General features: G+C 61.9%; 14 protein-coding genes. 8 read left to right on the forward strand and 6 right to left on the reverse strand.

Annotated elements, in window-relative coordinates:
- Positions 1–81 precede the first annotated feature (81 nt).
- From AB4Y87_RS16375 to AB4Y87_RS16390, 4 genes are read left to right on the forward strand one after another with little or no spacing between them, the layout of a single operon-like run.
- Complete coding sequence (locus tag AB4Y87_RS16375; protein WP_442005450.1) at positions 82–582, forward strand: DUF3099 domain-containing protein; 501 nt, start codon at positions 82–84, stop codon at positions 580–582.
- On the forward strand, positions 579–854 hold the full coding sequence (locus tag AB4Y87_RS16380; protein ID WP_442005371.1) for a hypothetical protein: 276 nt from the start codon (positions 579–581) through the stop codon (positions 852–854). Before AB4Y87_RS16375 ends, AB4Y87_RS16380 begins: the two co-directional genes overlap by 4 nt.
- On the forward strand, positions 855–1727 hold the full coding sequence (locus AB4Y87_RS16385) for an SURF1 family cytochrome oxidase biogenesis protein (protein WP_442005372.1): 873 nt from the start codon (positions 855–857) through the stop codon (positions 1725–1727).
- Positions 1711–2196, forward strand: coding sequence for a YbaK/EbsC family protein (locus tag AB4Y87_RS16390; RefSeq protein WP_442005373.1), 486 nt, complete (start codon positions 1711–1713; stop codon positions 2194–2196). Before AB4Y87_RS16385 ends, AB4Y87_RS16390 begins: the two co-directional genes overlap by 17 nt.
- Before the next feature lie 227 nt (positions 2197–2423).
- On the opposite strand, the gene AB4Y87_RS16395 is transcribed toward AB4Y87_RS16390, so the two are convergent.
- Positions 2424–4022: an ABC-F family ATP-binding cassette domain-containing protein gene (locus AB4Y87_RS16395; RefSeq protein WP_223946045.1), complete on the reverse strand. Its 1599-nt coding sequence runs from the start codon at positions 4020–4022 to the stop codon at positions 2424–2426.
- Positions 4023–4300: 278 nt separating this feature from the next.
- On the opposite strand from AB4Y87_RS16395, the gene AB4Y87_RS16400 reads away from it, so the two are divergent.
- The 3 genes from AB4Y87_RS16400 to AB4Y87_RS16410 are packed head-to-tail and all read left to right on the forward strand — an operon-like array spanning position 4301 to position 6364.
- On the forward strand, positions 4301–4915 hold the full coding sequence (locus tag AB4Y87_RS16400) for a biotin transporter BioY (RefSeq protein WP_442005374.1): 615 nt from the start codon (positions 4301–4303) through the stop codon (positions 4913–4915).
- 34 nt (positions 4916–4949) lie between these two features.
- Positions 4950–5738: an energy-coupling factor ABC transporter ATP-binding protein gene (locus AB4Y87_RS16405; protein WP_442005375.1), complete on the forward strand. Its 789-nt coding sequence runs from the start codon at positions 4950–4952 to the stop codon at positions 5736–5738.
- Positions 5735–6364 carry an energy-coupling factor transporter transmembrane component T family protein gene (locus AB4Y87_RS16410; protein WP_442005376.1) on the forward strand — a complete coding sequence of 210 codons (630 nt, stop codon included), beginning with the start codon at positions 5735–5737 and terminating at the stop codon, positions 6362–6364. The genes AB4Y87_RS16405 and AB4Y87_RS16410 overlap by 4 nt, the downstream gene beginning before the upstream one ends.
- Before the next feature lie 48 nt (positions 6365–6412).
- Here the strand turns inward: AB4Y87_RS16410 and AB4Y87_RS16415 are convergent, their stop codons facing one another.
- Both AB4Y87_RS16415 and AB4Y87_RS16420 read right to left on the reverse strand, forming a co-directional pair.
- Positions 6413–7660 (reverse strand): thiolase family protein, encoded by a 1248-nt coding sequence (locus AB4Y87_RS16415; RefSeq protein WP_442005377.1) that lies wholly within the window; start codon positions 7658–7660, stop codon positions 6413–6415.
- Positions 7632–9023: a class I adenylate-forming enzyme family protein gene (locus tag AB4Y87_RS16420; protein ID WP_442005378.1), complete on the reverse strand. Its 1392-nt coding sequence runs from the start codon at positions 9021–9023 to the stop codon at positions 7632–7634. Before AB4Y87_RS16420 ends, AB4Y87_RS16415 begins: the two co-directional genes overlap by 29 nt.
- A 61-nt stretch (positions 9024–9084) precedes the next feature.
- Between AB4Y87_RS16420 and ypfJ the strand changes: the two genes are divergently transcribed.
- Positions 9085–9984, forward strand: a complete 900-nt coding sequence (ypfJ, locus tag AB4Y87_RS16425; RefSeq protein WP_442005379.1) for a KPN_02809 family neutral zinc metallopeptidase — start codon at positions 9085–9087, stop codon at positions 9982–9984.
- A 106-nt stretch (positions 9985–10090) separates the two neighbouring features.
- On the opposite strand, the gene AB4Y87_RS16430 is transcribed toward ypfJ, so the two are convergent.
- From AB4Y87_RS16430 to AB4Y87_RS16440, 3 genes are read right to left on the reverse strand one after another with little or no spacing between them, the layout of a single operon-like run.
- On the reverse strand, positions 10091–10423 hold the full coding sequence (locus AB4Y87_RS16430) for a metal-sulfur cluster assembly factor (RefSeq protein WP_216925770.1): 333 nt from the start codon (positions 10421–10423) through the stop codon (positions 10091–10093).
- Positions 10424–10436: 13 nt separating this feature from the next.
- Positions 10437–11222 (reverse strand): Fe-S cluster assembly ATPase SufC, encoded by a 786-nt coding sequence (gene sufC, locus AB4Y87_RS16435; protein WP_224090246.1) that lies wholly within the window; start codon positions 11220–11222, stop codon positions 10437–10439.
- A gap of 44 nt (positions 11223–11266) precedes the next feature.
- The gene (locus AB4Y87_RS16440) at positions 11267–11623 is read right to left on the reverse strand and encodes a non-heme iron oxygenase ferredoxin subunit (protein WP_377653811.1); all 357 of its coding nucleotides are present in this window, start codon (positions 11621–11623) and stop codon (positions 11267–11269) included.
- Position 11624: the final 1 nt, after the last annotated feature.

The raw sequence follows: 11624 nt of genomic DNA on the forward strand, positions 1-11624 counted from the left end.
GCACGTGCTCCAACCGCCCGGTAACCGGCCCGTCCGCGGTTTGGGCGGCCACCGCCTTGGTGAGAGAATTGAGTGAAGCCTTTGGAGCGTGATGATTCAGTTGTGACACGAGAAAACAGTCCCCTGCAGCAGGTGCCCGGGGATCCGGACGCCGTCTCCGGCGACCCCGAAGTCCACAGCATCACCGATGCCGCGGCTGCCCACTCGGAAGACATGCGGGAGCGCATGATCAAGTACGCAGTGGCGATGGGTATTCGCATGGTCTGCATCATCCTGATCTTCGTGGTGGACGGCTGGTTGAAAATAATTGCCGTGGCCGGCGCCGTGTTCCTTCCCTGGATAGCCGTGGTCATCGCCAATGGCAGCGACAAAGCCGAGGATCACAGCGATTCCTTGCTGGACTACGTGGGAACAGCGGAAATCGAGGGCTCTTCGCTGCCCACTGAAGAGGAATCGACGGACAACGTCACCGTGCTAAAAGGCGAGGTGGTGGACGATGATCCACCAAGTCAGGAAACAGAGCCTGACGCGACTCATACACCGAAGGCCGGGGACGCCGGCAACGAACGGGCGGCTTCATGAACATCTTTAACCTTGGCGGCGCCGGTTTGGGCAGCCAGGAGTCCGATCGCGCCAGTGGCCCCGCCCTGTGCTCCCGTAAGGGATGCCGGGAGGGGGCGGCGTGGCAACTCCTGTGGAATAACCCCCGGATCCATACCCCCGAACGGCGGAAGGTTTGGCTTTCGTGCAACGAGCACCGCGAGTGGCTTGAGGACTACCTCCAAACGCGGGGCCTCTGGAAAGAGACCGTCCCTTTCGAGGCAGATGACGCTGCTGTTGGCGAGGCCCGCTGAATGTATCGTTTCCTTTTCTCCAGCAAGTGGCTGGGCTATTTCGTTCTGGCCGTTATCTTCGCCACAGCATGCGTGTTCCTCGGCCGCTGGCAAATGGATCGGCGGGCAGAGACGCTGGCTGAGATCAACCGCGTGGTGAACAACTACTCCGCGACGCCTGTCCCCTTCGCTGGGATCAAGGACCAGTTCCGCACCCTGGACCCCGAGCGGGAGTGGACCCAGGTGGAACTGCGGGGTAGTTACGACCTGAATGGCCAGCGCGTTGTACGGAACCGTCCGTTGAACGGGCAGCCAGGTTACGACGTCGTGGTTCCTTTCCGTCTCACAACCGGCGAAGCGGTGGTTATCGACCGCGGCTGGTTGCCGATAGGCAACAACACGCCGGGCCGTCCCGACGTCGTTCCGGCACCTCCCGTGGGTGAGGTGACCGTGGTCGCCCGCCTCAAGCCAACGGAACCGAAGCTGGACCGCGGTGCGGTGGATGGACAACTGCCATCCATTGACCTGGCCAGCTTTGCAAGCGAACTCCCCTACCCCATCGCGACGGGCGCTTATGGGCAGCTGGCCAGCGAAGATCCCGCAGTCCAACCCATGCCCACGCCGTTCCCCAAACCAGCGACGGAAGAGGGCACGCACCTCTCGTACTCCCTGCAGTGGTTTGCCTTCGGCGTCCTGATGTTCATTGGTTTCGGCTACGCAGCCAGGCAGCAGGCGCGTAACGCTGCCATCGACGCTGAAGAGGACGAAGACGACGCCGAGGAAGTTATTGCTGCCAACGGGCCACCCAAGCGCCGCGTGCCGGCAAACCGAAAGAACAAGCGCCCCACGTCAGAAGAAGAGGAAGACGCAATCCTGGATGCCCAAGGTTACTGAAGCGATCCCGGACCCCGTGCTCAACGTCAAGTCGGCCCTTACGGCGGCAGGCGCTGAGGACACGGTCCGGATCTTCGAGGACGAGGTGCCCACCGCTACTGCCGCGGCCTCCGTCCTTGGATGTGACGTTGCGGCCATTACGAACAGCCTGATCTTCGAACTCGACGGCAAACCTTTGCTGATACTCGCCAGCGGAGCCGCAAAGGTAGATACGACACTGGTAGCCAAACTCCTGGGAACCGAAAAGATCCGCCGCGCGAAGCCAGATTTCGTACTAAAACACACCGGCCAGGAAGTGGGAGGAGTAGCCCCAGTCGGTCACCCACAACGCATAAGAACCATCCTGGACACCTCGCTGCAAGAACACCCACTACTGTGGGCCGGCGCCGGAGACCACAATTCAATGTTCTCCATCACCTACGACCAGCTGCAAAGGATAACAAACGCCGAGCCGTTGCAGGTCCGCTAGCCCCCGCGAAGGCGACTGACTCACGAGCGGAGCAGCGCGGTGGATTTGTGTAGCGTGCGTCCAAGCGAGGAACGAGCGAGCACGCGGCAAATCCGGCGGGGTGCGCAGCGGAACCCAGCACGTTGCGCAGCGGCACATCAAGCGCGCCGCGAAGCGGAACGCAACCACAACGCGCTGTGCGCCGCGCAGCGGAACGAAGCACGGTCCGCAGCGGACGGCGAGGCGGACTAGGCCAAGGTGATCAGGTCCAGGTAGTCCTCGTTCCAGTGATCTTCAACACCGTCCGGCAGCAGCACCACGCGTTCCGGATTCAGGGCTGAGACGGCGCCTTCATCGTGACTGACCATGACGACGGCGCCGCTGTAGTTCTTCAGCGCACCGAGGATTTCCGCGCGGCTGGCTGGGTCCAGGTTGTTGGTGGGCTCGTCGAGGAGCAGCACGTTGGCGCTGGAGGCAACGATGGTCGCGAGGGCCAGCCGGGTCTTCTCACCGCCGGACAGAACTCCCGCCGGCTTTTCGACGTCGTCACCAGAGAACAGGAACGAACCCAGAATGCCGCGGACCTCGGCGTCCTTCATGTCAGGTGCGGAGGAACGCATGTTTTCAAGGACCGTGCGATCGTGATCCAAGGTTTCGTGTTCCTGGGCGTAGTAGCCCACTTTCAATCCGTGTCCCGGGATGATGTCGCCGGTGTCCGGCTTGTCCACGCCTGCAAGCATTCTCAGGAGGGTAGTCTTGCCGGCACCATTGAGGCCAAGGATGACCACCTTGGAACCGCGATCGATCGCCAGGTCCACGTCAGTGAAAATCTCCAGTGAGCCGTAGGACTTGCTGAGCCCTTCGGCGGTCAGTGGGGTCTTGCCGCACGGGGACGGATCCGGGAAGCGCAGGGCGGCGACGCGATCGTTTTCGCGGACGGCTTCCAAGCCGCCGAGGAGACGTTCAGCACGCTTTGCCATGTTCTGCGCTGCGACAGCTTTTGTTGCCTTGGCACGCATTTTGTTGGCTTGGTCGATGAGGACCTGGGCTTTCTTTTCAGCATTGGCGCGTTCGCGCTTGCGGGCTCGTTCATCCGTTTCGCGCTGCTGGAGATAGCGCTTCCAGCCCATGTTGTAGTAGTCGATCTGGGCCCTGTTGGCGTCAAGGTGGTACACCTTGTTGACAGTGGCTTCCAGCAATTCGACGTCGTGGCTGATCACGATCAGTCCGCCCTGGTGGTCTTTCAGGAAGTCGCGCAGCCACGTGATGGAGTCGGCGTCGAGGTGGTTGGTGGGTTCGTCGAGGAGCAGGGTTTCTGCCGAGGAATACAGAATGCGGGCGAGCTCAACACGACGGCGCTGGCCACCGGAGAGGGTCTTCAGCGGCTGGTTGAGGATACGTTCAGGGAGCGCAAGGTTGGAGGAGATCGCGGCTGCCTCAGCTTCAGCGGCGTATCCGCCGCCAGCCAGGAATTCAGCTTCCAAGCGATCGTAGCGGTTCATGGCCTTGCGCTGGACTGCTTCGTCCTCGCTGGCCATCTCGGCCTGGGCCTTCTTCAGCTTTCCCACCACCACGTCCAAGCCACGGGCAGAAAGGATGCGATCACGGGCGAGCTGTTCCATGTCCGGGGTGCGGGGATCCTGGGGCAGATAGCCGATCTCACCGCTGCGGGTCACTTTGCCGCCAGCCGGAAGGCCTTCGCCCGCGAGGACGCGGGTCAAAGTGGTCTTGCCCGCGCCGTTGCGGCCGACAAGGCCGATCTTGTCGCCTTTGTCTACCCTGAAGTTGACCTTGTCCATGAGCAGGCGTGCGCCGGCGCGGAGTTCGAGTTCCTGGACGGTAATCAATTCGGGTGATGCCTTTCAATGGGGAACGCCTGCGTGACCGGTTGGCCCGGTAGTTGCGGCGGGGACGGCCGTGAGAACAGCCTGTTCAAGTCTACCGGCAGCCTGCCCTCCCTCGGACATAACGTCGCCCGAAGGGCTGATTGTGCCATTTCACACAGGATTAATGTCAACAGTTGTGGAGAGGCTCCAAAAAAGCCCCTTCCCAAGCTCCGTATCCTCACTGTTGGGGGAAACAAACTTCAACCTCGCACCCACAGCATTTCCTGATAGGACCCGTCATGAGCCAAACCACCTCCGCCTCTGTGGAGCGCAACTCTTCGCGCAAGCGATGGACCGCCACAGACCTCGGCCTCATTGCCGTTTTCGCAGCCCTGGTGGCCGCGTCCGCGATCGTTCCCGGCATTCCGGTTGGCGCCCTTGGCGTGCCGATCACCTTGGTGACCCTCACTGTGATGTTGAGCGGTCTGGTGCTTGGCCCCGGGCGGGGATTCGCCGCCGTCGGGCTTTATGTCCTCCTTGGCCTGGCTGGCCTGCCGATCTTCAGCGGGGGCCGCAGCGGACTGGGCATCCTGGCTACTCCATCCGCGGGCTACATCATTGCTTTCCCCCTTGCCGCGGCTGCCACGGGCTATCTGGCGGCGTTGATTATCCGCAAGACGGTACGGAGCCGTTCCCTGCTGCTGTTTGCTGCCGCCATGGTCAGCAGCATCGTCCTCATCCACGGCCTGGGCGTCCTGGGCATGATGGTCAACGGCAAATTGGACTTCACCAAAGCCTTCATTGCCGATCTGGCCTTCTACCCCGGGGACATCATCAAGAATGTCCTCGCCGTGATCATTGCGGTGGCTATTCACAAGGCCTTCCCGGATGTCCTGGTCCGCAGGGTCAAATAGCCTGCGTCACGTAAAAGTCGGAAACAATATCTCTATGAACTCCATCAACTTCAACAGGGTCTCGGTTCGTGTAGCCATTGACGGCAGCAGAACGTTCAAGACCCTGCTGGAGGATGTTTCCTTAAGCCTCACCGAGCGGCGTATCGGCGTCATCGGTGCCAACGGCTCCGGAAAGTCCACGTTATTGCGGCTGTTGAACGGGCTGGTGGAGCCCAGCGACGGAACTGTCGACGTCTACGGCGATGACACAGTTAAAGCCGTGCGCCGGGTTCGTGCAAACGTCGGATTCGTCTTCACTGATCCCTTGTCGCAATTGGTGATGCCTACCGGCCGTGAAGACGTTGAGCTCTCCCTCCGCCGCTCCATCAAGAACACCCGCGAACGAGCCGCGCGCGCGGAAGCAGTTCTTGACAGGTTTGGCCTGCTGCCCCTGGCTGACCAGAGCATCTATGAGCTCTCCGGTGGGGAGCGTCAGTTGCTCGCCTTGGCTGCAGTCCTCGCCGTTAATCCCAAGGTGTTGGTCCTCGACGAGCCATCCACCCTCCTTGACCTGCGTAATCGCGAGCTGTTGCGGCGCACGTTGGCGGGCCTGGAGCAGCAAGTCGTCATGTCCACCCACGACCTCGACCTTGCGTTGGAGATGGATCGTGTCCTCGTGGTGGAGTCGGGGCGGATAGTCTTCGACGGCGGTGCGGCTGAAGGTGTTGCACGGTACCGGGAGCTATGCGCAACTGCGCTCGACGAAGTTCCGGGCTTTTGGGAGGCTCCGGGCCTTGGTGAGGTTCCGAGCCTCGGCGAACGCCCCGAACGAGGCCGGTTATGAGGGGCCACGGCTTCCTGATAGCAAACTATGTGCCGGGCAACTCGCCAATCCACCGAACCCCGTTGTGGCTGAAATTCCTGGTGGTTGCAGGGTGCGGAACCGCGTCCTTCCTGATTGTCGACTGGGCAGTTTCGCTGCTGGTCTTCGCCATCATGTGCAGCTTGTTCCTGCTGAGCGGGGCCGGTTTGCGCCGTCTGATGCGTGCCATATGGATGGTGACGCCCATCCTCGTGGTGATCGGATTGTTCCAATGGTGGCAATTAGGTGCCCCCACGGCTGCACGCATCGTCCTGAACGTCCTGGTGTGCGTCGTCGCAGCCTCGGTTCTGACTGCCACCACACCCGTCCAGGACCTGTTGGACGGCGTTGTCTCCCTCGCCAAACCGTTCCAGCGCTTTGGTGCCGATCCCGAGCGTTTCGCGCTCACCATCGCCGTGATGCTCAGGAGCATCCCCTTCATTGCCGGAGCCTTTTCGGACGTCAGGGATGCGGCTCGGGCCCGCGGACTTGAACGCAATCCCAGGGCACTGATACTCCCCGTCTTTATCACGACTGTCGCTTACGCGCGCCAAACCGGCGATGCCTTGGCCGCCCGAGGACTCGGGGAACCTGACGAACCCAAGTAGCTGGCATTCGTGGTTGTTTTCAGGCGTCATAACAACCACTAATGCTGGTCAGTTGGGCTGGAGCCGGGCGTAGCGCATGAGGGCCGCTGTGCCCATGCCCCCCGCGATACTGATCATGGCCAAGCCCAACGGTGCTACTCCGGAATTTTGGGAGACGCCACGAGCCTGGGTAAGCAAGCGCGTCACCAGAACAGCCCCCGAAGCGCCGTAACCGTGCCCAAAAGCCAAGGCCCCGCCCTCGGCATTGGCTTTTCCAGGATCGATACCCAAATGATCAAGGCAAGCGATGGTCTGGGACGCAAAGGCTTCATTGAATTCGATGAGGTCTACGTCGGTTGCAGCCACGCCATGTTGAGCCAACAACTGCTCGGCGGCGTGTGCAGCCCCGATGCCCAGCAACTCCGGATCCACACCTGTGGTCTCACAACCCAAAACCAGCAAGCCGTCCACCGCGCCCATCTCCCGGGCGCGCTTCAGCGAAGTTATGACGACGGCGGCAGCTGCGTCGGCATCAAAACACGAGTTCGCTGCCGTGACAGTCCCGTCGGGGACGAAAACTGCCGGGAACCGCGACATCAGTGGGGCGCGCAACGAAGGCTTGGGGCCGTCGTCGGCGTCGACGATCGTCCCGGCGTCTTCAAGCGGCACGATTTCGCGTGCGAGCTTGCCCGCTGCCGCAGCCTCAAGAGCCCGCCGATGGCTGCGGAGGGCGTACTCATCCTGCCGCTCACGGCTGATACCAAATGTGCGGGCCACATTTTCCGCAGCCACACCCATGTCAGGATCACCAAACAGGGGTGGCACAAAGGCGGCCCGAGAGAAAAAGTCCAGTCCGCCGTCGTCGGTCCTGTTGGCCCGCGCTGGAGCCGTACTGATGCTTTCCACCCCTCCGGCAACATAGAGCGGGTCGCCGCCGGCGCCAACCAGACGCGCCGCAAGCGCAATGGCATCCAAGCCGGAACCACACTGCCGGTCCACGGTGAGCCCCGGGACCGTGACAGGCAAACCGGCCTGGAGCGCGGCGAAGCGCGCCACGTTTCCGCCACCACCAACAGCATTGCCCATGATGACATCGTTCACCGCGGCTGGATCAATGCCAGCCGATTCGATGAGGGAACGGATGACCGGTGCCAGGAGATCCGGGGCGCGGAGCTGCCTCAGCTGCCCGTTTGCCCGGCAGATCGGAGTCCGCAGCGCCGCGATGATGACCGGCTGGCGGGACTCGTCGACCTGCTGCATGGAAGGGTCGCTTCCCAAGGGGCCGCCGCTACCCAAGGGGACGCGCCCGGACGTCATGGTTTTTGATCCAGTCGAGCAGTACCATCCGGCTGACCTTACCGCGATCCGTGATGGGTAGCTCGGACAGGACGTAGTACTGCAGTGGCCACTTGTCACGGGCGAGCAGGCCATCAAGGCCGGTGCGCAGCTGCGTCGCCGTGACGGCACCGTAGGCAGGAACGACGCCGGCAATCACCTTTTGACCGCGGATGTCATCCGGAGCTCCGGCTGCTACCGCAACTTCAATGCCTGGAACGGAGGCGAGGGCGAGTTCCACCTCGTGCGGGTACACGTTCTTTCCCGCAGTGATGATCATGTCCGAACGACGTCCCAGAATGTGCAGGGTCCCGTCGGCGAGATAGCCTTGGTCCCCAACGGTGTACCAGCCATCCAAGCAGCGGAGGGCTTGGCCGTCGTCGCCCCAGAGGTAGCCGTTGCTGACCATTCCACTGCGGACGCTGATGTTGCCGTGCTCGCCGTCCGGAAGATTCTGGCCGGTGTCGTTCAGGATTCGCAGTTCCACACCAGGAAATGGACGCCCAATGCCGGTACCCCCAACGTCGAGGGGCTCGCCGGCAGCCAGCCGTGTGCCGGAGACGAAGCTCAACTCGGAGGCTCCGTAGTATTCGAAGATGGCAGCATGTGGAGCCCAACGGCGCGCCGCTTCCAACGTACGGCCATCGAGCTTGGAACCGGCGCAGATGATGCTCCGGATGCCGGAAGCATCCACATCCCCAGCTAAGCCGCGTTCGCTGAGCAAACGAAGCATGGTCGGGGTGAGCACCAGTCTTGTGATGTTGTCATGGCTGATCGAAGCGTGGGCGTCACCGACATCGAAAGACTCCAGCGTATGGAATGCAGAGCCCGCGTACAGGCACTCAGACAGGGCGTAGAGGTTCAAGCTGGAGGAGAGCGGACCTGCTGCCAGGGTCCGATCATCCTGAGACAGCCCAAAGAACTCGATCGAAGCGTCGAACGAAACCTGCCACGAACGGCGGGACCGCGTGAACGCCTTCGGCACCGAAGTGGTGCCGGACGTAAGCCCAATCAGGAAGGTAGTGGACGGATCTCCGTCTACAAGTTCCACATCGGTTGCTATGGCGGGATCGACGATGCGCGACGTCACTTCCTCCACCATTGCTGCAGGCCACAGTGGGTCCAGCACAGCACAGCGGCGCTCCCCCGCCACCGCCGCCGTAAACTTCGCGACGAAGTCAGTGGAGTTGGGTTCGGCAAGCACAGTAGTGGCCGCCGCGTGGCCAAGCAGGCTTGCCGCGGCGTCGCGGAGCTCGGCCCAGTTGAGCCGGCTGCGGCCCACAACGACGGCGGTGTCGTGGGGACGCTCATCGGCCCAGAGCTGAATTTTATCCAGGAAAGGCATCCCCGCAATTTTACGGCAGTGTCCGCCCTCCGGCACCAATGGTGACGTCTATTCTGACTGTATGAGTTTCAATGACGGTGCGCAGCTAGACCCATCCCAAGTAGAAGACCGACGCGGCGGAGGCATGGGCCGCGGGACGAAAATAGGTGGCGGGATTGGTGGTGGCATCGTCGTGCTGCTTCTGGCCCTCTTCGGAATCAACCCCAACATCCTTGGCGACCTGACTGGCGGCGGAACCCAGCCACCCGCCGTCGAAGGTGGAAGCGGCGGTGTACAGGAGTGCAAGACGGGCGCTGATGCGGACAAACGACTCGACTGCCGGATCACAGGCACTGTCAACAGCCTTAATGCTTTTTGGCCCGAATATCTCGCCCAGTACAACGTTCAGTATTCCCGGCCCGGGACAGTCATCTTCGAGCAAGGGACGAATACCGGATGTGGTGCTGCTACCACGGCTGTCGGTCCGTTCTACTGCCCGGCGGATACCAAGGCATACTTCGACCCCGGGTTCTTCGATGAGCTCGTGACCCGTTTTGGCTCATCAGGTGGGCCGCTGGCGCAGGAGTATGTGGTGGCCCATGAATTCGGCCATCACATCCAAAACATCCTGGGCAACCTTGACCGGGCACAACAGGACCCCCAAGGGCCGGAGTCCGGTGCAGTCCGGGTTGAATTGCAGGCGGACTGTTACGCAGGACTCTGGGTTCGCCATGCGACCACGCAGAAAGACCCGGCAACGGGCAAGCCGTTCCTTGACCCCCTCACCGAGCAGGACCTGCAGGACGCGCTGTCCGCTGCCTCCGCCGTCGGCGATGACCGAATCCAGAAGGCAGCAACAGGTCGGGTCTCGCCGGAGTCCTGGACCCATGGCTCAAGCGCGCAGCGGCAGAAGTGGTTCTACCAGGGATACGCCACGGGCGACATCAACAAATGCGACACGTTTGGTGTTGCGGCGCCATAGCTGCGGTGGGCACGGTTTATTTCCTGAGCCAACGGCTAATGCAGAAATGGTTCCGGACCACAGGTCCGGAACCATTTCTTTGCCCTTGGAGGGCGAAAACTGCCGATCAGATGTTAAAGCCGAGGGCCCGCATCTGGTCCTTGCCGTCGTCGGTGATCCGCTCGGGACCCCATGGCGGCATCCATACCCAGTTCAGGCGCCACTCGTCCACGACTCCGTCGAGGGACTTGCCTACCTGCTCTTCCAGCACGTCCGTGAGCGGGCAAGCCGCCGTCGTCAGTGTCATGTCGATCAGGAGTGCGCCGTCCTCATCTGAGTACTTCAGGCCATAGAGGAGGCCCAAGTCCACGACGTTGACACCGAGCTCCGGGTCAATGACGTCCTTGAGCGCTTCCTCAACGTCCTCGAGGCTGGTGCGCGCCGCGTTGATTTCGGTCATGGAATGATCCTAACTAGGCCTGTACGGCAGGAGCAACGGCAACGCCTGCGCCTGCGGCGTAGCGGTCGTAGCCCTCTTCTTCAAGACGGTCGGCCAGTTCGGGGCCGCCCTCTTCAACGACCTTGCCATCGACGAAAACGTGGACGAAGTCGGGCTTGATGTAGCGCAGGATGCGGGTGTAGTGGGTGATGAGCAGCGTGCCCATGTTTCCCTCTGCGTGTGCGCGGTTGACGCCTTCGGAAACTACCTTGAGGGCGTCGACGTCGAGGCCGGAGTCGGTCTCGTCCAGAACAGCGAACTTCGGCTTGAAGAGCTCGAGCTGAAGGATCTCGACGCGCTTCTTCTCGCCACCGGAGAAGCCTTCGTTGACGTTGCGCTGAGCGAAGTCGGCGTCGATGCGCAGCTGCTGCATGGCAGCCTTGACGTCCTTGGTCCACGTACGAAGGGCGGGTGCTTCGCCGTCGATCGCCGTCTTGGCGGTACGCAGGAAGTTCGTCATGGTGACGCCGGGAACCTCTACCGGGTACTGCATGGCGAGGAAGACGCCTGCACGGGCGCGCTCGTCAACGCTCATTTCCAGGACGTTTTCGCCATCGAGAGTGATGGTACCGCTGGTCACCGTGTAGCGCGGGTGGCCGGCGATGGTGGACGCGAGGGTGGACTTGCCCGAGCCGTTGGGGCCCATGATGGCGTGCGTTTCACCGGTCTTGATGGTGAGGCTGACGCCCTTCAGGATCTCCTTGGTGCCCTGCTCCGTCTCGATGCTGACGTGCAGGTCCTTGATCTCAAGAGTAGACATGCTCTTCTTTCTTTTCCGTTCGTAAGTCTGGTGATACCGGGCGCTTAGTAGTTATCTACCGAAGCACCGTTCACAACGTTGGTCACGTCCACGTAGACGTCGTCACCATCGATGGTGACTGCGAAAACGGGAACGGGGTCGTAGGCAGGCAGCTGAAGAGGCTGTCCGCTGCGGAGGTCGAACTGGGAACCGTGGCCCCAGCACTCAATCGCACAGCCTTCAATCTCGCCTTCAGACAGCGAGATGTCCGCGTGCGAGCAGGTATCGCCGATGGCATGGATCTCGCCCATCGAGTCCCTCACGATGGCTACCGGATAGTCATCGATCAGGACGCGCAGCGCCTGCTTGACCTGGATGTCATTGGCGTTGCATACCAGTTCGCCCTTGGTTTGTTCACTCATG

Source organism: Paenarthrobacter sp. RAF54_2, assembly GCF_052113945.1.
Taxonomy (GTDB): domain Bacteria; phylum Actinomycetota; class Actinomycetes; order Actinomycetales; family Micrococcaceae; genus Arthrobacter.

What these genes read in the sequence shown, in the direction of transcription:
- AB4Y87_RS16380 (WP_442005371.1), top strand. Translation starts at nt 579, where the DNA reads ATGAACATCTTTAACCTTGGCGGCGCCGGTTTGGGCAGCCAGGAGTCC.
- AB4Y87_RS16385 (WP_442005372.1), top strand. Translation starts at nt 855, where the DNA reads ATGTATCGTTTCCTTTTCTCCAGCAAGTGGCTGGGCTATTTCGTTCTG.
- AB4Y87_RS16390 (WP_442005373.1), top strand. Translation starts at nt 1,711, where the DNA reads ATGCCCAAGGTTACTGAAGCGATCCCGGACCCCGTGCTCAACGTCAAG.
- AB4Y87_RS16400 (WP_442005374.1), top strand. Translation starts at nt 4,301, where the DNA reads ATGAGCCAAACCACCTCCGCCTCTGTGGAGCGCAACTCTTCGCGCAAG.
- AB4Y87_RS16405 (WP_442005375.1), top strand. Translation starts at nt 4,950, where the DNA reads ATGAACTCCATCAACTTCAACAGGGTCTCGGTTCGTGTAGCCATTGAC.
- AB4Y87_RS16410 (WP_442005376.1), top strand. Translation starts at nt 5,735, where the DNA reads ATGAGGGGCCACGGCTTCCTGATAGCAAACTATGTGCCGGGCAACTCG.
- AB4Y87_RS16415 (WP_442005377.1), bottom strand. Translation starts at nt 7,660, where the DNA reads ATGACGTCCGGGCGCGTCCCCTTGGGTAGCGGCGGCCCCTTGGGAAGC.
- AB4Y87_RS16420 (WP_442005378.1), bottom strand. Translation starts at nt 9,023, where the DNA reads ATGCCTTTCCTGGATAAAATTCAGCTCTGGGCCGATGAGCGTCCCCAC.
- ypfJ (WP_442005379.1), top strand. Translation starts at nt 9,085, where the DNA reads ATGAGTTTCAATGACGGTGCGCAGCTAGACCCATCCCAAGTAGAAGAC.
- AB4Y87_RS16430 (WP_216925770.1), bottom strand. Translation starts at nt 10,423, where the DNA reads ATGACCGAAATCAACGCGGCGCGCACCAGCCTCGAGGACGTTGAGGAA.
- sufC (WP_224090246.1), bottom strand. Translation starts at nt 11,222, where the DNA reads ATGTCTACTCTTGAGATCAAGGACCTGCACGTCAGCATCGAGACGGAG.
- AB4Y87_RS16440 (WP_377653811.1), bottom strand. Translation starts at nt 11,623, where the DNA reads ATGAGTGAACAAACCAAGGGCGAACTGGTATGCAACGCCAATGACATC.